The organism is Psychrobacillus sp. NEAU-3TGS, from assembly GCF_029955155.1.
Classification (GTDB): Bacteria; Bacillota; Bacilli; order Bacillales_A; family Planococcaceae; genus Psychrobacillus.
This window is the reverse complement of sequence record NZ_JAPNOZ010000012.1, coordinates 151,042-172,349: the sequence shown is the minus strand read 5'-3', so window position 1 is coordinate 172,349 and position 21,308 is coordinate 151,042. Positions and strand designations below refer to the sequence as shown.

Genomic DNA, 21,308 nt, shown 5'->3' with positions numbered 1-21,308 from the left:
CATTTAACCCAGGATAGTCATCAAATTCGATACCATCTATTTAATGAAATTTTCTGATATTTCCTAGGCAATATTTTGATAGCTCTCGCAATTTCATTACTATTTTCACTTTCTATGATGCTATCTAAAGGAGTTTGCTGGTATATTAGCTTATCCAAGCAAACGATTTTTTTCTTGCCTATCTAGCTCTTCCCTTCCAATCTGTTTCAAATAATAAAAAACTTTTAAAGGAGAAGTAGCTACAAGTCATTCATACCTTAATCCATCTGAAAGCTCCTCTATCTTTTCCCACTCTATAACAATTATTTCTTTCTTTTTCTTCTCAATCACCTTTTTAAAAGCTAGTTTTTCAATAACTCGATTTAAATGTCTCGTCGTTGTTCCTATTAAAGAAGCTATTTCAGTACTATTTGTCGTTTGAATCTCTTTTCCAAAGCTTACACCATTCCGAACCGTACACAGATAGCTTGCAAATCTTGTTTCTACGGAAGCTAGTAAATTTATGCGAGATGCCGTGGTGCAAGTCTGTAGTTTGTATGTTGTATGGGCTAATAGTTGCTGTAAAAAAGTTATATCTTTCATTAATTCGTTATGTATATATGTTTTAGTGATAAAAATAAAATCCGTCTCTTCCACTGCTGTCACTTGAGATTGGATTGGCACCTTTTGGACTAATTCAATCTCTCCCATAAAGGAAATTGCTGAGCAAAACCTGAGCAACAGTGCTTTTCCCGTAATGACGCTTGTAGTAATTTTTGTTCGTCCGGAAACTTGTATATATAAACCATCGATATCTTCCCCTTCTACTAGAACTACTTCGTTGCGTCTATATCGTCTAATTTGAAAGGGATGTTCTTCGCTAGTAAAAACTTTTTTTAATGCTTTATGGTTCAAATAATAAGTGCAAAGTACTTTATCTTGGATTATTTGCATCTGAAAACTCCTTTTGGGACATCTGTCCTTTTCATTATATCGAAAATTTTCTACTATTAAGAGTGTGAAAGGACGGAGAGCGATGAAATTTGTTTTTGATCTAGATGGCACAATTTGTTTTAAGGGGCAACCTTTATGTAAAGAAATAATGGAGGCATTACAATATTGTCACCATGTAGGACATGAAGTTATCTTTGCCTCTGCAAGACCAATTCGGGACCTACTTCCTGTGCTTCCAAAAGAAATGCATACGTATCCAATGATTGGCGGAAATGGGGCATTTGTTGCAAACGGTGGAAAAGTCACACATCGAACTGCATTTGATAATAAAACAAAAAAACAGATAGAAAAAATTATAGAGGAATTTCAATTATCCTATTTAATCGATAGTGCATGGGATTATGCATATACCGGAAGTACAGAACATCCCATTTATCGAAATCTGGACCCTGATCAGTTAGCAAAAAACATTTCGATACATAAGATTAATGAAATGATTAAAGTTGTCATATTTCCAAACGAACATACAAGTGAAATATTATCTCGATTGAAATCGCTTCAAGTCAGAACATACATGCATGGACAACAAAATATTTTAGATATTAGTCCTCTTGGTGTTGATAAATGGTCGGGCTTACAAAAACTAAATGTGAAAAAGCAAGAATTCATCGCTTTTGGAAATGATGCAAATGATATTCCTATGTTCCAATTTGCAAAAGAATCTGTTTGCGTCGGTAAACATGAAGAATTGCAGAATGCAGCGACATTAAATGCTGAAAGTAATGCAGGGGCAGTCGCAGATAAGATTAGTGAGCTTAGTAAAGTTTATGCTGCTCATTTGGAAATGAACAGATGAAGATTCTTGTATTTCAGTTATAGCTAATCGCAGTTTGATACTTTTCCAACTAAACTCGAAATTTTTCCAACTACGACTTGTAGCGAGCGATACTAAATTTATTATCCCAATGACAAAAAACTGTAGACAGCTCCTCAAAAGAGTGTCTACAGTTTCCTTATACTAATCGCTTTTTTGCTTCTTCTATTTGAATAGCAACTTGGTCAAAGCCTGTTCCGCCTAAAGAATTTCTTCTTCTAACAGCAGCAAGTGGTGATAATACGTCATAAATATCCGACTCGATTAAGCTGCTTGCTTCTTGTAAATCTTCTAGTGGAAGATCTAATAAGAAATAGCCTCTTTGGATGCAAAGGAATACTAATTTACCAGTTACTTCATGTGCTTCACGGAATGGAAGTCCTTTAGCAGCAAGATAGTCCGCAAGTTCTGTTGCATTGGAGAAATCTTTGTGTACAGTATCGTGCAGACGTTCTTGGTGAACAGTCATCGTGCGTACCATACCTTCAAATATCTTCAATGATCCGACGATTGTATGTACTGTATCGAACATGCCTTCTTTGTCTTCCTGCATATCTTTATTGTAAGCTAATGGCAATCCTTTGATTACTGTTAGTAAGCCCATCAGGTTTCCATACACACGGCCTGTTTTCCCACGGATCAATTCAGCCATGTCAGGGTTCTTCTTCTGAGGCATAATACTGGAACCAGTAGAGAAAGAATCATCTAGTTCGATAAAGTTAAATTCGGAGCTTGACCACAAAATAATTTCTTCTGCGAATCTTGATAAGTGCGCCATTAACATGGAAGAGTTACTTAAAAATTCTACAATGAAATCGCGATCACTTACTGCATCCATACTGTTTGCATATACATTTGCGAAGCCTAAATACTCCGCTGAAAGTTTACGATCAATTGGAAAAGTAGTTCCTGCAAGCGCACCTGCTCCGAGCGGTGAAATATCGATACGTTTAATCGAATCTTTAAAACGATCCTTGTCTCGGTCCAGCATCCAGAAATATGCCATTAAGTGATGCGCAAAAGAGATTGGCTGCGCACGCTGTAAATGCGTATATCCCGGTGCAAGAGTTTCTATATGTGTCTCTGCTTGTGCGACTAGTGTTTGTTGGAAAATCTCGATTAACTCGATAATTTCTCCGACTCTATTTTTTAAATATAAATGCATATCCGTTGCTACTTGATCGTTTCGACTACGTCCAGTGTGCAGTTTTCCACCTACTGGGCCAATCAAATCAATAAGCATTTTTTCTAAGTTTAAATGAATATCTTCATTTGCAACAAGAAATTCCAATGCATTATCTGCTGCTAGTTTTTTTAATTGCTCCAAACCACTTAGAATTTGCTGCACGTCCTCCTGGGGCAAAATATTACATGCCCCAAGCATTTTAACGTGCGCAATACTACCATCTAAATCTTCTATTACTAGAGTTTGGTCAAATCCGATAGAAGCTCCAAATTCATCTACCCATTGTTCGGCAGATTTTTGGAATCTTCCTCCCCAAAGTTTGGTCATGCTTTCACCTTCTCTGCTCCCTTGTTCACCAAAGCGTGAACTTTTGTTGGAAGCCCCCATAGTTCGATAAATCCAACTGCTGAAGCATGGTTAAATTCATCTTCTGCTGTGTAAGTTGCAAGTTTTTCATTATATAAAGAGTTAGGTGATTTACGTCCTTCTACAATGGCATGCCCTTTAAATAGTTTCACACGAACTGTACCATTTACATACACTTGTGTTTCTTTTAAGAATGCTTCTAAAGCAGTTCTTAGTGGAGAGAACCAAAGTCCTTCATAAATAAGCTCTGTTAGTTTTTTCTCCATAACTGGTTTGAAATGCGCTAATTCTTTTACTAAAGTTATATCTTCTAATTCTTTATGTGCAAGTAATAATGTATGAGCACCTGGAATTTCATATACTTCACGTGATTTAATACCAACTAGACGGTTTTCTACATGATCGATACGGCCAATTCCATGCTTTCCAGCTAAATCATTTAATTTTAAAATTAATTCATAAAGTTTATATTCCACACCGTCAAGCGCGACAGGGACACCGTTTTTGAACTCGATTTCAATCACATCTGGAACATCAGGGGCATTTTCAAGTGAAACCGTTAAATCATATGCATCCTCTGGTGGTGCTGCCCACGGATCTTCTAGGATACCGCATTCATTTGCACGTCCCCAAAGGTTTTGGTCGATCGAGAACGGGCTATCTAGATTAATAGGAATCGGGATATTTTTTTCTTTTGCATATGCAATTTCTTCTTCACGACTCCAGCTCCACTCACGAACTGGTGCAATTACTTCTAATTCTGGGTTTAATGCTTTAATAGAAACTTCGAAACGAACTTGGTCATTACCTTTACCTGTACAGCCATGCGCTACTGCAGTTGCACCTGTTTGTTCCGCTATTTCCACAAGTTTTTTCGAAATTAACGGGCGTGATAGTGCAGATACAAGCGGATATTTATTTTCATACCATGTATGCGCTTGTAATGAAATTAATGCATATTCATTCGCAAATTCTTCTCTTGCATCGATCATATAACTTTCAATCGCCCCAACTTGCAGCGCTTTGTTTTTTACGAATTCTAGATCTTTTCCTTCGCCAACATCAAGACATACTGCCACTACATCATATCCTTGTTCTTTTAACCATGTAATTGCAACAGATGTATCTAATCCACCTGAATAAGCTAAAACGACTTTTTTATTCATTATATATTCCTCCAATGTATCTTTATACGTAATTTTAGTATTAATATACACAATGTATCATGAGTAATGTATAAATACAACTAATAATTTATGATTATAAGAAATATTTTTATTAGACAGACAGATTAATTGATTCCGGAAGAGGAAACAAAGATAATGGAAAAAAGGAGTGAGTTTGATGAGTCATTTATTTTCACCTATTACACTAAAAGGCCTCACATTAAAAAATCGTGTAGTAATGCCCCCTATGTGTCAATATTCAGTCGAGGCAAAAGATGGTACTCCAACAGACTGGCATTTTGTCCATTATGTTTCTAGAGCGGTGGGAGGCACTGGGCTTGTTATCGTAGAAATGACCGATGTAGAACCTGATGGCCGAATAACAGATTTCGATTTAGGATTATGGTCAGATGAACAAATACCGGCTTATGAAAGAATCGTAAAAGAAGTACATAAGCATGATGCAAAAATCGGAATTCAAATTGCCCACGCCGGAAGAAAAGCCACAGATGCTACCCCACCTGTTGGTGCTTCTAACATACCTGTCGCTGAAAATTGGAAAGAACCAAGAGCACTTTCTACACAAGAAGTGAAAGAGATGGTTAGCAAGTATAAAGATGCGGCAAAACGAGCGGTGGCTGCTGGGTTCGATACAATCGAACTCCACGGAGCCCACGGTTATTTAATCCATCAATTCCATTCACCAGCTATTAATAATCGAACGGATGAGTATGGTAAAGACTTATCCAAATTTGGAGTAGAAATTATTCAAGCAGTGCGCAGTGTAATGCCAGAAGAAATGCCGCTTCTTTTCCGTATATCAGCGATTGAATATATGGACGGTGGCTATGATTTAGAGCATTCATTAGAAATTGCTAAAAAGTATAAAGAAGCAGGCGTAGATGTTTTTCATGTTTCGAGTGGCGGTGAAGGCCCTGCTGGGAAATTAAAACCTGCGAACACTCCGGGATATCAGGTATCCTTTGCACGTGCATATAAAGAGGCATTAAATGTACCAGTAATTGCAGTTGGCATTTTAGATGATGCAAATTTGGCAGAGCAAACTGTTGCAAATGGTGATGCAGAGCTTGTGGCAGTTGGTCGTGGAATGCTGAAGGATCCATACTGGGCATTGCACGCAGAAGAAACGATTACAGGAAAAGTAACTCCACCAACACAATATGAAAGAGGTTTTTAGTTACACTTCACCTCCCATTATGTTATAATGGCAGGTGAAGATGAGTATATTAAAAAAGACTGCTCGGTGCGCCAACACCAAACAGTCTTGTAATAAAATAGTATCGCTTCAAAGGCGATCAGCAATTAGGACGAGTAAACCTTCCCATGCTTGCTAGGCTCAGGGGCGGTTTACTTTTTGTTTATATGCAAATCCTGCTTACTCTATGAAACAGATGATATGATTAAATCATTCTGTGGATGCTTGAAAAATTGTTTATGTTGTAATAAATAGGCACTAGGAAATCTAACCTATCTGAAACAAAAAAATAGAATGCAAACAACTCGTTTATTACGTGATTGTCTCCATTCTAAAAGTTTATATATTAAAGTCAATTAACCAATAAGCGTTTTAATTATTTCCTTTGTAATTGTTGGAATGACTTCGGTAGAAAATTCAATCTCCATACGCTCATAGCGTTTGTGAGCATCATAACCATAAGGTCCAATATTAATGGCAGGTACATTAATCTCTCTTATATCTTCATAATTCACATAATGCTTTGTACCCCAAGCAGGATTATTATTAATTACAGATTGGATAGATTTTTCATCATCTTTTAAAGCAACACAGCTCATGTCGCAAATATACGGGAAGTAATTTTTAGAAACGATTGGATATTTATATTGTGACTGGACCTTTTCTATTGCTTTATCTAAAGCCGAAATCAAATTTTCTTCTTGTTCATTTTTACCTGTAATGTCTAAACAAGGGGAATATAGGGATGAATATAGTAAAATAATTGCTGGCCTTTGATCTTTCATCCATTTCCATTCCTCTTCTATAACCCTAGCCGCAAACATTCTTGTATCTAATTTTTCATCTAATAGTAGATTCGCTTTAAACTTGTTCATATGCGCTACAAAAACTTCCCCATGCTCCTCTTTTAACGATTTCGTCATGTCTTCATACAAGATTACCCGAGATTTCCATGGTAATTGCTTAAAAGGTTGCTGACTTAGTTTACAAAAACTTTCATAACGTTCGTTCATTGTGTTGATAGCGTTTTCAAAAGCGATTACTGCTTGCTCCGTAAGCTTGGTTAGAACCTCTTGAGGAGACCATGAATGCACGAAGAGATTAAAGTATACATAAGCAGAAAGAGCAGTTTGAACAGTATAGTTAGGCTTTAAATCCATCTGTTTTAAAGAAATTGGAGGAGCAGGTGTTTCCCCTAAATGATGATCGCAAAGTTCTGGATTATAGCTAATTTGTCTTGTCAATTCAGCTGCAATATAATTGGGATCTAATCCTTCGAAAGCAGAACCAACATGTGTTTCCGCCCCCGTAATGAAAAAAGAAGGAAGTAATTTACCAACAGTTCCTTTGTAAACATAACGATTCACATCTCCGTCATATAAAGGAGCAACAAAATCCGAATTTATTAATCCTATATATTCGAAATCACGCTCTTCTTTCCATTTTTTTAAATCTTTAAGTCCTGATAAAACGCCTTTGGAACTTACTTCTTCGTCACATTCCGAAAAGAAAACAAGATTTCCGGCTAATTCTTCTGGGTGTTCGGAAAAATACTTTAGTAGTGACATATGGCTAGCTACACCACTTTTCATGTCTAATACACCTCTACCAAAATACCATTCTCCTGAATCGAGCTGCTCTTTTACTAATTCCGGAAGTTGTTCATCATGTAATTTTTTCATTAGTTCATCAGGATTACATGCAACCTCTTTTAAATTTGTATAATCATCGATGCCAACTGTATCCAGATGCCCCATTAAGATAATCGTTTTATTGTTACTTTTTTCTTTTATTCCTTTTACAAACGCCAGGACGTTATATCTTTCCAATTGGTCATCACTAGTTTTTGAAAGAATTACTTGGTCAGGTTTTTGGATAAAGTAAGGCATCTCAGAGATCATTTCATATATTTTCTTAGCCGCATCAATTTCACCTGGCGTTTCTACTATACTTTCAACTCGAACTAGTTCTTCTGTCAATTTCAGAACTTCATTTTTTGTAGTAATCATACTTCATACTCCTTTTCTATATGCTTTACACCTGTGACTTTTGTTTTTTTGAAGTCAAAGCTTACTTTTTAAATTTTTTGCTACTCCCCCGGTATCTAATCTATTCTCAACGTAATTGAGTAATAGCGTGAATATTAATACTAATGCTAAATAATAGAAACCTACAACTAGATATGTTTCAAATGGCATATAGTTTTCAGCTGAAGCAGTTAAGGCATGACTAAATAGCTCAGTAACTGCAATATAAGCAACAAGGGATGAATCTTTAAGACCGATGATAAACTGATTACCCAAAGCAGGAATCGCTCGTTTAAAAGCTTGAGGTAAAATAATCGTACTCATTGTTAAAGGAGCAGTCATTCCAAGCGATCGTGCCGCCTCGTTTTGACCTCTATCTACAGATTGGATTGCTCCTCTGAAAATTTCTGCTAAATATGCACCCGAATGAATCCCTAATGCAACCGCACCAGCGATAAAATCACTTAGTACAATAACACTGGAAATTCCATAGTAGAGAAACATGATTAATACTATTAATGGAAGACCACGAACTATAAAGATATAGAGATCTGCTAGTTTCACAAGTATCCAAATATTTGATACTTTAAAGAAGGCAAATACTAAACCTATTACAGTTGCAATTACTAGAGAAACAGCTGTTATAGATATCGTTATAGTAGTTGCTTCTAAAAAGGCAGTTCCATGTTTTTGGATAATGGACACAATACTTTCGATGAAATTCATTGTCAGTTATCTCCTTTACTAAGGGAACCTTATAGTTGTAGTTTAGTCCTCCATAATATTTACGCCAAACCATTTCATACTTATTTTTTCATATGTGCCATCTTCAATAATTTCTGCGATTGCTACATTAATCTTGTCTAGTAAAGCTTGATGATCTTTATTAATTGCTACAGCAATTTCTTCTCTATTTAGGACACCATCAACTGTTTTAATTTTCATTCCCTGTTCCTTAATCGCAGAGACTCCGACGATTTTATCAGTAATCACTGCATCAATACGTCCTGGTATTAAATCTTGTAAAGCAAATATTTCACTAGGGTATCCTTTCACATCGTTCGATAATGTCTCTGCTACTTCTTTATGAGTGCTAGCTTGCATTACACCAACTGATTTCTCACCTAAATCATCTTTTGATTGAATGGTGTCGTTGGTTTCTGCGACAAAAATTTGCGCACCGGAAATATAATATGGGTCAGAAAAGTCAACTTGTTTTAATCGTTCTTCTGTGGCAGTCATACTTCCTATGATTACATCGTATTTATTTCCTTTTAATCCCTGAAGTATTGTTTCCCAAGGATTTGTTACTGGATTCGGCTCCAGCCCAATACGTTTTGCAATTTCGGTTCCAATTTCAACATCAAAACCAACAAGTTTGCCATTATCCTTATAGTTTAAGGGTTTAAGTAAACCACTCATAGCAAAAGTAAGTTTTCCATCATGCACTAATTTCAAATCCTCTTCACTTTCTTGTACGATAGCACTAGCATTCGATGAATCTTCCTTGTTTCCGCATCCTGCTAATAACAAAATTAGAGTTGTGCATAAAATCATTACGGCGAACAATGAATTCTTTTTCATCACTTTTCCTCCATCTCTATATTTACAAACTATCTATTATTTTTTATAAAATTTTCGATAGGAATGCCTTTGTACGCTCATGTTGAGGTTTACTAAATAATTGGGTTGGGCTAGCTTCTTCGATGATATATCCTTCATCCATAAAAATTACACGATCCCCTACTTCACGTGCAAACCCCATTTCATGCGTAACAACAACCATCGTCATTCCTTCTTTTGCTAGTTCTTTCATCACATTTAGAACTTCTCCAACCATTTCAGGGTCTAGTGCTGAAGTTGGTTCATCAAAAAGCATTACTTTTGGCTCCATAGCAAGCGCCCTTGCTATTGCAATCCTTTGTTTTTGCCCCCCAGAAAGCGAGTCGGGATATGTTTCTGCTTTCTCAACTAAACCCAACTTTTCGAGTAGATTATATGCCATTCTTTCCGCTTCTTGTCTGCTTTTTTTTCGTATTTTCATAGGGGCAATAATAATATTTTCTAAAACTGTCTTATGAGGAAATAGGTTGAACTGCTGAAAAATCATTCCTATATCTTGTCGCACTTTATTGATATTGATCTTTTTATCTGTAAGGTTAATATTATCTAATAGAATTGTTCCGGAAGTTGTCTCTTCTAATTTGTTTAAACAACGTAAGAATGTTGATTTTCCTGATCCAGAAGGACCAATGACAACTACTACTTCTTTTTGGTTTATTACCACATTAATATCTTTTAGAACTTCTAAATCCCCAAAAGATTTTTTCAAATTTGATACTTTTATCAAGCGATACACCACCTTACTTTTAATATCAATGACTCCCCATAAACAAGTGATTTTGATATGTTAATGGGGAGAAAATCTTATGATCTTATTTTTTCTATTTCTTTACTCTTTTTTAAGTAAGACCTCCATGTAATTGCCCATTTCTCAGGGTTCTCAAAGAAATCTTGCTCATCTACTCGGTGAATAGTGCTATTATAAGGGGCATTTTTTACTTTTTCAGGATTTTCATATGCTTCGTTTGCAATATATGTTAACGAAGCAATATACTCGTCTAAATCTGATTTCGAAGCTGACTCAGTTGGCTCTAACGTAAAAGGTTCAGGAACAACATATGGATGATGACTAGTCCAATATTGATGCGCAAAATCGGCCATTCTTCTTGATATATCATCGGTTGTAACTCCCGTCTCTCGAGTTAACTGCTCCCAACTATATCTCACTTGCTCCAATCGTTGACCTTTAATATATGGAGCACTTGCACCACGAATTTTCAAAATATGGTGATATAAGTAATTGTTGTTCAAGACTGCGATTTCAGCAACATCTTTTAATCCTTCTGCACCAATCGCTAGAATCCATGCATATGCGCGGACTATCATCTGAGGCACCCCTTGAAACGAACGAACTTTTCCAATGCTATGCTTCATATCACTTTTTAAAGTATATTGATCACCTTGCTTTTCAACTATTGGACCAGGCAAAAACTCTTTTAGTTTTGCAACTACTCCTAGCGCCCCAGTTGCTGGACCTCCGCATGCATGTGGTGTAGAAAAAGTTTTATGAAGATTAAAGAAGCACATATCAAATCCTGCTTCTTTAGCCCTAGTAATTCCAAGCAAACCATTCGCATTTGCCTGATCGTAATAGCAAATCCCACCGGCATCATGAACTACCTTTGTAAATTCTTTTATACGTGTATTGTATATACCAGTATCTTCTGGATTTGCTACTACAAATCCAGCTGTACGGTCAGATACTACTTCTTTTAACTTTTCAAGATCAGGAAAACCGTCTTTATCAGGATACAATGTAATAATTTTATATCCTTTTACAGCTGCAGTTGCTGCTTGAGATGGATGCGAGAAGATAGTTGTAATAATTTCATCTCGCTGATCACCTTCCCCATTGCTTTCATGAAAAGCTCGAACGATGGAAGCCATTGTAAACAACGACTGTGTTCCACTGCCCGGCTGGAAAGAAAAGTAATCCATACCGGAAATTTCTTTCAAACAAAGATCTAATTTATGTGTTATTTCTAAAATACCTTGCACGGTACTTTCATCTTGTAGAGGATGAAGCTCTGTCATTTTTGGAGATGAAGCAATTTCTTCATTAATCTTAGGAGAATATTTAATTGTACAAGTACCTTGACCTATTTCAACGTTAAGAGCGCCTCCCAACATCTCTTGTGAAAGTCTTAAATAGTGACGAAGCACTCTGTTTTGTGAAATTTCAGGTAATTTAGGTGCTGATTTTCTAATTAAAGATGCAGGTAAAGCTGATAGCCCATCTCCTACACAATCTACAATTTCACTTTCTACGTGAGGGAGTAAAACACCTCTTTCACCACTATTATGAAGTTCAAAAATAATCGGTTCATCCCATTTAGCTTGCTGAAAATTCCGTACCTTGTGTTCGCGGTTAATTTTTTTCATAGCAATTCATCCTTTTCAATTTATTTCATTTTGAGTTTATGCACTGCTTAATAACGGAAACAAGCTGGTCGATATCTTCTTTTGTATGAATTTCTGTTACACAGAATAAAGCACTTTGTTTTAATTCTGGAAAATCTTCAGAGAGGTCTTTACCTCCAAAAATTCTATTGTCTAAAAGATACTTATTAATCTCTTTTACTGATTTTCCAGTATAGGAGAAGTCCACAACGAACTCTTTAAAACTAGTTGATTCAAATCGTGATGCTACTACATTTGGAATACTTCCTATCTGTTGCATTGCATATTGTGATTTTTGCATAATAGATTTCCCAAGCTCATACATTCCTTCAGGTCCCATCAAAGATAAATAAACTCCAGCAGTAATTCCCCATAATGCCGTCTGTGTACCTACGGATTCTTTTCCTTTTTCTCTTTGTGCAAAGGAAGTTCGATCATAATACACATCACCAAACCCATACTCACCTTCTACAACTGTAGGTGCAATTCCAAATAATCTGGATGGGTATTCTTGCACAAATTTGATATCATCGTGTGTTGCAATAAACCCTGATTGACCACCACCGTAATTCATATGCATGCCTAAAGGTTGAAGATCTCCACAAACAATTTCAGCACCATAGTGACTAGGTGGCTCGACAATACCTAGAGAACTAGGATCTACTCCCACAATCGTAATTGCTCCATGTTTTTTTGCTAGTTTACTAATTTGTTGACCTTGTGTTTCTAAAAACCCTAAATAGGATGGATTTTCAAAATAGACAGCTGCTGTATTAGAAGAGATTTTATTTTCCAAATCTTCTAAATCAATTAGTCCAGTATCTTCTTTATAGTCAATCAAACTTACATTTATATATGGAGAGCAATAGTTTTTAATAACTTTTAGCCGATCAGGTGAGATTGTTTTGGGTAATAATACATCTGTACGATTTGTTATTCGGGTTGCCATACGAATAGACGTTGCCGCTGCTTGTGCCCAATCAAATGTCGGTACGTTGACAACATCCATATCGACTAACTCTGCCATTAAACTCTGGTACTCAAAAAGAGCTTGGAAGCGACCGTGATCTTCGTATGGATCCCCTGCATACCCAGTTACAAACTCTGCACGAGAATTGATTTCATCACAAATAGCTGGGATAAAATGATTCCAACAACCAGCACCTAAAAAGTTCAGATATTCAGTTGTACTCGTATTTTTAGATAATAATCCCTCCAAATATCTACGTAGTTCATATTCCGAAAGCGCTTTCGGAATGTGCAATGTTTTACGGTAATGCAGCTCTTCTGGAATCCCGGAAAATAACTCCTCAATCGTCTTTACTCCAATTTCTTTTAACATTTGCTCTTTGATTTCAGGTACTGTATTTGGGATATAAGGATGTGCAACTTTTTTCATTTCTTTCATAACAATTTCCTCCTCATTTATTATGCTAGGCCTCCGCCATCAACCGTCAGAACAGTTCCTGTGACCCAAGAAGCCATATCACTAGCCAAGAACAATACACCTTTACCTATATCTAGAGGGGTACCAATTCGATTTAGTGGTCTATCAACCGCAGAAGATGCTAAAAAAGTATCCTCATCATGTTTTAGTTGTTTTGCTTCATCCCTTAGGAGAGGAGTGTCTGTATCTCCAGGACAAATACAATTCACTCGAATATTTTGTGGTCCATGATCAATCGCCATTGCTTTTGTTAAATTCACAACACCAGCTTTCGCTGCACAATATGAAGCTGCTAAATCGCCACCTTTCAATCCCCATCCAGATCCAGTGTTAACAATGCTTCCCCCACCATTTTTATCCATGATAGGAATAATATATTTAGACAATAGAAATGCTCCTTTTAGAGAAACATCTAGTACTAAATCCCAATCCTCCTCAGAATGATCAACAACTGTTTTTCGCCGGATGACTCCTGCATTATTAAAAAGTACATCAATTTTACCGAAGTCATCTTCAATTCTTTTAGCAGTTACTCTGCAATCCTCAGAAGATGTCACATTGCATTTGTAAAATTTTGCATTTATGTCTTTATTAATCATGTTCATAGCAACTTTTTTTCCTTGGTCTTCATTGATATCTAATAATGCTACTGAGGCACCTAGTTCCCCAAATAAATTTGCAGTAGCTAAACCTATTCCTGACGCAGCACCTGTTATCGCAACCACTTTATTTTTAACTCCTAGTAAGTCTTCGTAATTCAATTACATCTCTCCCCCTTCTACGTAAATTAATATTGCAATTTTTGTGCCAACTTTTTTAAAGTAAAGAAGCACATATAAAACAAAGGAAATTGCTAACGATTAGAAATCAATTCAGTTAATATCTAGTGTCATAGATGACAAAGGTTTGCCTGTTTTGTCATCTACGTCACTCGGTAAAAACTAGTGAAGTTAAGCTAGCTCTCCGCCGTCTATTGGAATATGTTGTCCAGTAATATACTTCGCTTCTGAAGATGCTAAGAAAGCAAATAATGCTGCAACTTCTTCAGGTTGAGCATGTCGTTTTAATGGAATTTTTTCATTTACTTGAACCAATGCTTCTGGGCTATATTCCGCAATTTGCATAGGAGTAAGTACATAACCTGGACAAACTGTATTTACCCGAATTGTAGGTGCTAATTCCAATGCCATCGTTCGGGCTAAAAGATTCACACCAGCCTTTGAGGCATTGTAATCCGCATAATTCGGATGTCCCACTAAACCGTTAGTGGAAGCTGTCATTAAGATTACTCCATTTTCCTGTTTAATCATTCTTTTTGCCGCTTCTTGTGAAGCATAGAATATACCATTGAGATTAACTCCGATTACTTTATCCCACTGTTCCGGAGTAATATCTAGAAAACTAGATCTAACGCTTATGCCGGCATTTGCAATAAGGATATCAATACCACCAGCCAAGTCATCCATTTCTAGAAAGGCATTTTGTACACTTTCATAATTGCTTACATCCGCGAAGATACCGTGTTTTAAAGTCGGATATTCTCTCAATACTCTATCTAATGACTCTTTATTATTATCAATAATAGTGACAATAGCTTTTTCATCTGCAAATCGAAGAGCAGTAGCCAGACCAATGCCACTTGCACCTCCAGTGATAACAACACGTTTATCCATTAGACTATCTTGATAATTACTCATAATTGTATCCACCTTTCCAATTTCAAAATTTTATTTTGTTTTGATATTCTATTTGTTTAAATTTTTTTCATTTACTTCCTCCCTGATAATTCAGTGTACTAATATCTTTTGCACTGAATTTTTTAAAATCTGTATTTACATATAACTCTTGCAATTTCTATGCCAACTTTAGTAGATGGATTAAGAGTATGACGGTGACAAGGAAATTAGTAAAATTGGAAAGAGAAAACAGTAAAATGCTTCTGACACTTTTGACATAAGACATGACATATCAAACTTTTGTATATTGACTATTCCGAATTTTATAAATACAATGTGTTTTAAGTTGAATATTTTTTTAAAGAGGTGATTAGGTGATTTTATTAAGTTCTATTTCAAAAGTGATACAAGCGTTTTCAGGGCTTTTGCAAGTCGATATTGCTTGTTTTGATAAAGAAGGACGTTTAATAGCCGCAACTGAGGATTATATTACCCAAAAAGGAATGAAGGTACATGTTCCTTTTTTGATAAAATATACGGAAACCACATCACTCTACTTCATCAGCCAGGAGATATGAAAATGTGTGAAGGATGCCATTTTTTTAATAATTGTCCATCGAAAGCAGAACTTATTCAAGATATGATGTTAAATGGGGAAAAGTTTGGCTATCTTTCATTGGTTAGTCTATCCCCTCAAAATAAAAGTATTTTAATCGAACAAAAAGATTTATACACAGAATGGTTAACTCGGTTAAAAGATATTATCATATCAATTTTAAGGGATTCTAATGAATTTAAAAGCAATCTTTCTCCCATTTATTCTTCAGGCAATTACATTTTTGGAAACAGTCAAGCATTCAAACATATTACAGAATTAGTGAAGAAGATACGAAATAGTACTTCTACAGTACTCATTACAGGAGAGACCGGGACTGGGAAAAGTATGCTGGCAAAGTATATTCATGAAAATAGCACAGTGAGTAACGGGCCCCTAGTAGAAATAAACTGTGCGAGTATACCAGAGAGTTTATTTGAGAGTGAATTATTTGGTTACGAAAGCGGTGCATTTACCAACGCTAGGAAAGGGGGAAAAAAAGGTTATTTTGAATCTGCGGATAACGGAACATTATTCTTAGATGAAATTGCGGAGCTTCCCATTCACTTGCAATCGAAACTTTTAAAAGTTTTACAAGATGGGATAATCCAACGGGTTGGCGGAACTAGTGTGAAAAAGGTAAATGCAAGGATAATTGCCGCTACAAATCAACCTCTAGAAGAATCCATTAAAGAGAAAAAGTTTAGATCAGACCTTTTCTATCGTTTAAACGTAATTCCAATTACAATACCCCCTTTGAGAGAGAGGCTGCTCGATTTACCCTTACTAGTAGAAGAAATGAAAGAAAACTTGAAACATAGATCTGGTAAGTATTTCAACTCTTGTACCAATGGTTTTATGGAAGTGCTATCTACTTATCATTGGCCTGGTAATTTAAGAGAACTTGAAAACGTTATCGAATATAGCATGAATTTTGAAACAGAAAATGCTTTAAGTGAACGATCACTTCCTCCATATCTTTTAGCAAGTTGCAAAGATGTTCAGCAACCACAAAAGAATGCAGAATTAGTAGATGTAGAGAGAGATATAATAACTCAAAAACTTAATATCTATGGGTACAATTACAATGGCAAGCAAATGGTTGCAAAGGATTTAGGGATGAGTATTCGAACTCTTTATCGAAAGTTAGAAAAGCTTCAAATACTGTCTTGATTAGCTATATTTCATGACATAAACCTATATCCATCTTTCAATATCCATACAATAGTAATGTTATTCAAGAAGAGATTTTAGAGTATGAGAATCAGATGACCATAAAAAAATACATTGATCCTTCCACAGGCGAAGAGAACACAGAAAGTTAAAAATAGCAGAAACACTTTAGCGGTCGTGGAAAGCGGAGCACGATTGCGGGACCTTTCAGTCTTAAGATATGGGAGAGTATCCTAGCGTTTCTCGTGCAGAACAAACCACCAGTTATACTGGTGGTGCTGATTTAATATATCGTATACCTGCGCTTGATTAGATTCACTGATCCAAAACACTAAATTCAAGCTAGCCAATCAGCAAAAGTTTGTAAGACTTTTATAAGTCAGATAACCATTTAAGCTTTTTCCAAGAGTACTGCAACTGCCATATCATATAAAGAAAATAATAATCCCCAAACTCCAAAACATGGTGAAACGACAAGAAAATAACAAAATATTGCAGAGATTGAATTAACAAACAGAGTAATCATAGATGGTCAAAATAATTACTGCATGGAAAACCTTTGATCTATAATTATATTCTTAGTCTCATTAAATTACTGCCATTCACATCCTTTGAAAATCCGAACTTCTCGTAATATCCAACTAATCTGTCAGGACAGTATAACTCTATCCGTTCAACCTCTCGAATAAACGGATGCTCCAATAAATAATTCATCAAGATGTTACCAATACCACTATTCCTATAGGTTTCTTTCGTCATCACGTCAAAAATGAATGCTCTATATACAGCATCCGTTATCACTCTAGCGAATCCTATTAATTCTTTTGTTTCATTATGAATTAACCCGATCACTAAGCTGCTGTTGTCTACCATCTTTCTAATTTCCACAAGCTCGCGATGCTGGGTCCACCATTCATTTTTAAATAAACTATGTAATTCTATTAATTGATTTTCGCTTAATTTCTCTACAATACTATAATTTAACATAGATGGGCTCCTTTAAGTGTTTCTACAATTTAATTCTTTTTGATATTTATGATGACCATCTTTTATCCCGATAAGTTCAAAATTGTTTCTCTTATAAAAGGCATTTAACTTTGGGTTATCTGAAACGCAATCTAGTTTAATATAGTCTTGGTGGCCGTTCATATTATTTTGGATCCAGCTTAATATACTGCTACCTAATTCTTTTTTCATATAAGAGGGAATGACTGCGAGACGGTGCAAATAAAGAGAACTTGAGTTTAATTCTTCTCCCCAAATATGCTTATCCCACTCACTCTGTGTACTTAAAAGCGTAAATGTAGCAACTAATTGATCATCTTTTAAGACGATATATGTTTCTTGGTTGTTAATTGCTTGTTCAATTTCTTCATCATCACCTCCCTCTAATAGAAACCGCCACTGGTTTATTTCATTGTCCTTCATCCATACAGCTAGTTGTTTTAACATTTCGATTATTCTAGAGATGTCTCTACCGGTAGCAACCTTAAATTCAAGACCTTCTATGTTATTCGGACACATTAGTTAACCCCTTTCTATTTTTTTCATTAAGAAACTTTGATTCTTAAGTATAGATTGGTAAATATATTTCCACTTCTTCCTCACTATTTTCAATTGGATGATAGGTCTCAATAATATAAGATTCCATATTTCTTTTATAACCTTGTTGTTCTCCCCATATAGATAATTTGGAATGAAGATCTGTTATTTCTGAGATTTTCCCCCGAATAGTCATATAATCGTGTGTAATCTCGATCAATTCCATGCCGGACGGAATTTCATTTAAAGCACCATCAACGATTAATCCAACATAATAATTGCCTTCTTTTTGGTCAGCGGTTCTTTTAGGTTCGTAAAGAGCAATTTCTGTTTCTGTATGGTTTTTTATCTCATCCGCTCTTTTTAAAAATTCATGTGCAAAGACAGGTACTTCTTTTCCAAAGTTTGCAAAGAGTCCTCTATTTTTCATGCCCACTAAATTAAATTCTCTTTTTACCTTTTTGAATTCCATCTTAATCCCCCAATTCCATTTTCTGTGCAAAACCCATTCTACACATAGACCAATTCAATGTTGTCATTTGAATTTCTGCATGTAGATCCCATAAGTTGTCGACCAATCGCAATTCAATATTCCTTTTAAAGAGAGCAGTGAATAAATTATCTATTTTGATTTTATTATTTGGTATTTGCTTTTTATCACTGATGAAATAACCCGCATTTTCATCCAAAAGGGCAAACTCACTAGTGTTAAATTCATATAAGTACAAGGTCGTATTTTGCATCACTTCGAACCATGTATGCTCTATCGCTACTACATAGGAGCAAGACTTGGAAGAAAAATAGGTTCGTTTATCTGCCTCCGAAGTATTTGGCCCTACATGGTAGCAAACACGCGGGCAATTCCTTGGAGTCAAAAAGTTTGGCAAACATTCTTCATTTATAGCCCATACGAGCCCCTTCGTCTGATCTAAATCTGTTCGAGTTGGTATCCTTGGTTCAAAAAATTCTATATTACTTTCTTCACTTACATGAAAGAGTCGCATATGAAAACATCCTTATACAGGTTTTTATTTTCTTCTAAGAAGGGAAATACTCCATAGGTTCTTTACAACGAACGTAACCATTTCTTTTATAGTACTCAACGCTATCATCACTTGGCCAAACGATGATAAATTCATAGTTATTCTCACTCACCCACTCATTAATGGTAGTGATCAATTTACTTCCAATTCCTTGTTTTCTATATTCTTTTTCTGTATAGACATTTGTCATATAGGCAAATGGATAAGTAATCCTGCCGGGACGAGGCACTTTTTCTATTAATTGTATGTAAATATGAGATATAATTTTCGCATCTTGTTCTGCAACCCAAATAAACCAAGTCTCACTCTTCAAAGCACTCTCTAAAAAAGTATGGCATTCTGCTTTAAATGACTCAAAATCACTCTTTGTAAATATTTTCATATCGTTATCTTCAATCGTGAAATCCCATCTCATTTGGATTAACTGGTCTATATCTTTTCTTTCGGCTAGCCTAAATTTCATTTTTTGATTCTCCTTTTACTAATATTTCTTAATTCGATTCCTAAGTGCAAAAAATCTTTAGCAATTAATCATGTGGAATTTATAAGAATCTTTCCTACTAAGGTTTATTCTTCAAACAATTAATAAAACCCTTTATCCAGCTTCTGAATCCCAAAAAAACATCTCCATAAAGGAGATGCTTCAATTAAAACTATTCAATGGAAGTGGCAATTTCCAACGCGATCATTGGATCTTTTACTTCGTCTATCTTATAAACTACATTTTCGTTTTGCCAAGCAATTCGGTTATCTGATTGGTACACATCAATATGTGCGAATCCATTCGTTTTAGGAATAGGCAATGTATGGGTTTCTAGAAATTTGGTAGCTTCTTTAGCAAGCTCTTCTCCTTTTTCCCCATCTGTGGTACGCGTATGAGCGGCGATCGCCCAACGACCTTCATTCCAGCTTGTCCACATGGAACCTGCGCCAGCGTCCTGGTAACCGGTGATTCCGTAGCCAAGGTCGATTGGTTGTCCTCCCAACTCACTAAAGTTTTCAAAAGCTATTTGTTCGTCTGCTTTCTCCTTACTCTCATATTTTTGAGCATGAAGACGAGCAATAATTCGGCCTTCTGCACTTGTTTCATGATTTATGGCAGTCGGCTCTTTGCTTTCGTAAAAAACAACTTCATAAATGCTCTCATCTGATGTAATTGTTGCGGTTAAATACTTATCATTTTGTAATGGCAGTTCGCTTGGAAGCAATTTAGTTAAATTGGTTTTTAAGTCTGTTCTGATAGACTCTATTACTTCCGCTTGAGTCATTGCTGGATTAGTTTGATTAGATTCAGGGGAAGTTGGTTCTTGAGTAGAGTCTGCTTCAACCTCTGCAGTCGGCTCTTTACTATCATTGGTAGCTTGTTCTGCCTCGCTATTGGGAGAACAGGCACTAAGCAAAATTACCGTAAACGTTGATATAAACATTCGCATTAAAGGTTTCACTTGAATCTTCCTTTCTGTATATCTTTAATTTTTCCCTATGCCCAAAAAAAGTAAACCCCTTTTACGTAACTTAGGAGTTTACTATCTTGATAAATTAGATATATTTTCTACTGTTCTTTGAAACAGTTTTTAATCATACTCCATGTAATATCAGCAAAAACCATCGAACAAGGAATCATTAAGACAATTACTATAGATGCGATGAGCTCTGATGTAGGATTAAACGGGATAAAAGAGACAAAGATAAAATTCATTATTTTCCACAAAACCACAAACATTAGAAGTGACAATAAAAGAAGAATTATTTTGTTGGTGATACTGTAAATTTTCTTCTCTCCTTTAGCAAATTTACGCTTCTAGGTGGCTTGTGCAATTATACAGTGTACATTCCCAACTATTTTCTATGTTTTCAAAAATAGTTAGAGACGCATTTTCCATGTTTGTATTAGGAAATCTCTGTGGCAACAAATGCCGTAACGTGAGACCAATCAATGCACCATGACTTACTACCAGTATACGTTTATTTTATAGGACATGACAGCTTCTTCTAAAAATTCACAGCCTCTTTTAGACACATCCTCAAATTTCTCCATGGC

The 21,308-nt window shown here is 35.7% G+C and carries 22 protein-coding genes; 4 read left to right on the top strand and 18 right to left on the bottom strand.

The window, feature by feature from the left end:
- Positions 1 to 246: 246 nt before the first annotated feature.
- Positions 247 to 933, bottom strand: a complete 687-nt coding sequence (locus tag OR571_RS17105; protein ID WP_282244531.1) for a Crp/Fnr family transcriptional regulator — start codon at positions 931 to 933, stop codon at positions 247 to 249.
- An 82-nt stretch (positions 934 to 1,015) separates the two neighbouring features.
- Between OR571_RS17105 and OR571_RS17100 the strand changes: the two genes are divergently transcribed.
- The gene (locus OR571_RS17100; RefSeq protein WP_282244529.1) at positions 1,016 to 1,789 is read left to right on the top strand and encodes an HAD-IIB family hydrolase; all 774 of its coding nucleotides are present in this window, start codon (positions 1,016 to 1,018) and stop codon (positions 1,787 to 1,789) included.
- 157 nt (positions 1,790 to 1,946) lie between these two features.
- On the opposite strand, the gene argH is transcribed toward OR571_RS17100, so the two are convergent.
- On the bottom strand, positions 1,947 to 3,320 hold the full coding sequence (argH, locus tag OR571_RS17095; RefSeq protein WP_282244527.1) for an argininosuccinate lyase: 1,374 nt from the start codon (positions 3,318 to 3,320) through the stop codon (positions 1,947 to 1,949).
- On the bottom strand, positions 3,317 to 4,525 hold the full coding sequence (locus OR571_RS17090; RefSeq protein ID WP_282244526.1) for an argininosuccinate synthase: 1,209 nt from the start codon (positions 4,523 to 4,525) through the stop codon (positions 3,317 to 3,319). Before OR571_RS17090 ends, argH begins: the two co-directional genes overlap by 4 nt.
- 178 nt (positions 4,526 to 4,703) lie before the next feature.
- On the opposite strand from OR571_RS17090, the gene OR571_RS17085 reads away from it, so the two are divergent.
- On the top strand, positions 4,704 to 5,723 hold the full coding sequence (locus OR571_RS17085; RefSeq protein ID WP_282244525.1) for an NADH:flavin oxidoreductase/NADH oxidase: 1,020 nt from the start codon (positions 4,704 to 4,706) through the stop codon (positions 5,721 to 5,723).
- 374 nt (positions 5,724 to 6,097) lie between these two features.
- Here OR571_RS17085 and OR571_RS17080 read toward each other — a convergent pair whose 3' ends face one another.
- The 8 genes from OR571_RS17080 to OR571_RS17045 form a co-directional block, all read right to left on the bottom strand.
- The gene (locus OR571_RS17080) at positions 6,098 to 7,750 is read right to left on the bottom strand and encodes a M20/M25/M40 family metallo-hydrolase (RefSeq protein WP_282244524.1); all 1,653 of its coding nucleotides are present in this window, start codon (positions 7,748 to 7,750) and stop codon (positions 6,098 to 6,100) included.
- A 54-nt stretch (positions 7,751 to 7,804) separates the two neighbouring features.
- Positions 7,805 to 8,494: an amino acid ABC transporter permease gene (locus tag OR571_RS17075; protein ID WP_282244523.1), complete on the bottom strand. Its 690-nt coding sequence runs from the start codon at positions 8,492 to 8,494 to the stop codon at positions 7,805 to 7,807.
- 42 nt (positions 8,495 to 8,536) lie between these two features.
- Positions 8,537 to 9,352 (bottom strand): transporter substrate-binding domain-containing protein, encoded by an 816-nt coding sequence (locus OR571_RS17070; RefSeq protein WP_282244521.1) that lies wholly within the window; start codon positions 9,350 to 9,352, stop codon positions 8,537 to 8,539.
- A 43-nt stretch (positions 9,353 to 9,395) separates the two neighbouring features.
- The gene (locus OR571_RS17065; protein WP_282244519.1) at positions 9,396 to 10,118 is read right to left on the bottom strand and encodes an amino acid ABC transporter ATP-binding protein; all 723 of its coding nucleotides are present in this window, start codon (positions 10,116 to 10,118) and stop codon (positions 9,396 to 9,398) included.
- 77 nt (positions 10,119 to 10,195) lie between these two features.
- A complete protein-coding gene (gene gcvPB, locus OR571_RS17060) occupies positions 10,196 to 11,773 on the bottom strand; it encodes an aminomethyl-transferring glycine dehydrogenase subunit GcvPB (RefSeq protein WP_282244518.1) in 1,578 nt (525 codons plus the stop codon).
- A 25-nt stretch (positions 11,774 to 11,798) separates the two neighbouring features.
- Positions 11,799 to 13,190 carry an aminomethyl-transferring glycine dehydrogenase subunit GcvPA gene (gene gcvPA / locus OR571_RS17055; RefSeq protein WP_282246268.1) on the bottom strand — a complete coding sequence of 464 codons (1,392 nt, stop codon included), beginning with the start codon at positions 13,188 to 13,190 and terminating at the stop codon, positions 11,799 to 11,801.
- A gap of 29 nt (positions 13,191 to 13,219) precedes the next feature.
- On the bottom strand, positions 13,220 to 13,999 hold the full coding sequence (locus OR571_RS17050; RefSeq protein ID WP_282244516.1) for an SDR family NAD(P)-dependent oxidoreductase: 780 nt from the start codon (positions 13,997 to 13,999) through the stop codon (positions 13,220 to 13,222).
- Between the two features lie 189 nt (positions 14,000 to 14,188).
- The gene (locus OR571_RS17045) at positions 14,189 to 14,935 is read right to left on the bottom strand and encodes an SDR family NAD(P)-dependent oxidoreductase (protein WP_282244514.1); all 747 of its coding nucleotides are present in this window, start codon (positions 14,933 to 14,935) and stop codon (positions 14,189 to 14,191) included.
- Positions 14,936 to 15,288: 353 nt separating this feature from the next.
- Between OR571_RS17045 and OR571_RS17040 the strand changes: the two genes are divergently transcribed.
- Both OR571_RS17040 and OR571_RS17035 read left to right on the top strand, forming a co-directional pair.
- Positions 15,289 to 15,492, top strand: a complete 204-nt coding sequence (locus tag OR571_RS17040; RefSeq protein ID WP_282244513.1) for a hypothetical protein — start codon at positions 15,289 to 15,291, stop codon at positions 15,490 to 15,492.
- Between the two features lie 2 nt (positions 15,493 to 15,494).
- A complete protein-coding gene (locus OR571_RS17035; protein WP_282244511.1) occupies positions 15,495 to 16,682 on the top strand; it encodes a sigma-54 interaction domain-containing protein in 1,188 nt (395 codons plus the stop codon).
- Positions 16,683 to 17,252: 570 nt separating this feature from the next.
- Here OR571_RS17035 and OR571_RS17030 read toward each other — a convergent pair.
- The 7 genes from OR571_RS17030 to OR571_RS22995 all read right to left on the bottom strand — a co-directional run bounded on the left by OR571_RS17030 (position 17,253) and on the right by OR571_RS22995 (position 21,225).
- Positions 17,253 to 17,669, bottom strand: a complete 417-nt coding sequence (locus OR571_RS17030; RefSeq protein ID WP_282244509.1) for a GNAT family N-acetyltransferase — start codon at positions 17,667 to 17,669, stop codon at positions 17,253 to 17,255.
- Between the two features lie 12 nt (positions 17,670 to 17,681).
- A complete protein-coding gene (locus OR571_RS17025) occupies positions 17,682 to 18,206 on the bottom strand; it encodes a GNAT family N-acetyltransferase (RefSeq protein ID WP_282244507.1) in 525 nt (174 codons plus the stop codon).
- Positions 18,207 to 18,249: 43 nt separating this feature from the next.
- The gene (locus OR571_RS17020; protein WP_282244505.1) at positions 18,250 to 18,696 is read right to left on the bottom strand and encodes a GyrI-like domain-containing protein; all 447 of its coding nucleotides are present in this window, start codon (positions 18,694 to 18,696) and stop codon (positions 18,250 to 18,252) included.
- Between the two features lies 1 nt (position 18,697).
- Positions 18,698 to 19,228 (bottom strand): DUF6886 family protein, encoded by a 531-nt coding sequence (locus tag OR571_RS17015; RefSeq protein WP_282244502.1) that lies wholly within the window; start codon positions 19,226 to 19,228, stop codon positions 18,698 to 18,700.
- 34 nt (positions 19,229 to 19,262) lie between these two features.
- Positions 19,263 to 19,730 (bottom strand): GNAT family N-acetyltransferase, encoded by a 468-nt coding sequence (locus OR571_RS17010; RefSeq protein WP_282244500.1) that lies wholly within the window; start codon positions 19,728 to 19,730, stop codon positions 19,263 to 19,265.
- Positions 19,731 to 19,920: 190 nt separating this feature from the next.
- A complete protein-coding gene (locus OR571_RS17005) occupies positions 19,921 to 20,712 on the bottom strand; it encodes a hypothetical protein (protein ID WP_282244498.1) in 792 nt (263 codons plus the stop codon).
- Between the two features lie 348 nt (positions 20,713 to 21,060).
- Complete coding sequence (locus OR571_RS22995) at positions 21,061 to 21,225, bottom strand: histidine phosphatase family protein (RefSeq protein ID WP_481900420.1); 165 nt, start codon at positions 21,223 to 21,225, stop codon at positions 21,061 to 21,063.
- Positions 21,226 to 21,308: the final 83 nt, after the last annotated feature.

What these genes read in the sequence shown, in the direction of transcription:
- OR571_RS17045 (WP_282244514.1), bottom strand. Translation starts at nt 14,935, where the DNA reads ATGAGTAATTATCAAGATAGTCTAATGGATAAACGTGTTGTTATCACT.
- OR571_RS17100 (WP_282244529.1), top strand. Translation starts at nt 1,016, where the DNA reads ATGAAATTTGTTTTTGATCTAGATGGCACAATTTGTTTTAAGGGGCAA.
- OR571_RS17015 (WP_282244502.1), bottom strand. Translation starts at nt 19,228, where the DNA reads ATGCGACTCTTTCATGTAAGTGAAGAAAGTAATATAGAATTTTTTGAA.
- argH (WP_282244527.1), bottom strand. Translation starts at nt 3,320, where the DNA reads ATGACCAAACTTTGGGGAGGAAGATTCCAAAAATCTGCCGAACAATGG.
- OR571_RS17085 (WP_282244525.1), top strand. Translation starts at nt 4,704, where the DNA reads ATGAGTCATTTATTTTCACCTATTACACTAAAAGGCCTCACATTAAAA.
- OR571_RS17035 (WP_282244511.1), top strand. Translation starts at nt 15,495, where the DNA reads ATGTGTGAAGGATGCCATTTTTTTAATAATTGTCCATCGAAAGCAGAA.
- OR571_RS17070 (WP_282244521.1), bottom strand. Translation starts at nt 9,352, where the DNA reads ATGAAAAAGAATTCATTGTTCGCCGTAATGATTTTATGCACAACTCTA.
- OR571_RS17090 (WP_282244526.1), bottom strand. Translation starts at nt 4,525, where the DNA reads ATGAATAAAAAAGTCGTTTTAGCTTATTCAGGTGGATTAGATACATCT.
- OR571_RS17025 (WP_282244507.1), bottom strand. Translation starts at nt 18,206, where the DNA reads ATGTGTCCGAATAACATAGAAGGTCTTGAATTTAAGGTTGCTACCGGT.
- gcvPB (WP_282244518.1), bottom strand. Translation starts at nt 11,773, where the DNA reads ATGAAAAAAATTAACCGCGAACACAAGGTACGGAATTTTCAGCAAGCT.
- gcvPA (WP_282246268.1), bottom strand. Translation starts at nt 13,190, where the DNA reads ATGAAAAAAGTTGCACATCCTTATATCCCAAATACAGTACCTGAAATC.
- OR571_RS17030 (WP_282244509.1), bottom strand. Translation starts at nt 17,669, where the DNA reads ATGTTAAATTATAGTATTGTAGAGAAATTAAGCGAAAATCAATTAATA.
- OR571_RS17010 (WP_282244500.1), bottom strand. Translation starts at nt 19,730, where the DNA reads ATGAAATTTAGGCTAGCCGAAAGAAAAGATATAGACCAGTTAATCCAA.
- OR571_RS17080 (WP_282244524.1), bottom strand. Translation starts at nt 7,750, where the DNA reads ATGATTACTACAAAAAATGAAGTTCTGAAATTGACAGAAGAACTAGTT.
- OR571_RS17075 (WP_282244523.1), bottom strand. Translation starts at nt 8,494, where the DNA reads ATGAATTTCATCGAAAGTATTGTGTCCATTATCCAAAAACATGGAACT.
- OR571_RS17105 (WP_282244531.1), bottom strand. Translation starts at nt 933, where the DNA reads ATGCAAATAATCCAAGATAAAGTACTTTGCACTTATTATTTGAACCAT.
- OR571_RS17020 (WP_282244505.1), bottom strand. Translation starts at nt 18,696, where the DNA reads ATGGAATTCAAAAAGGTAAAAAGAGAATTTAATTTAGTGGGCATGAAA.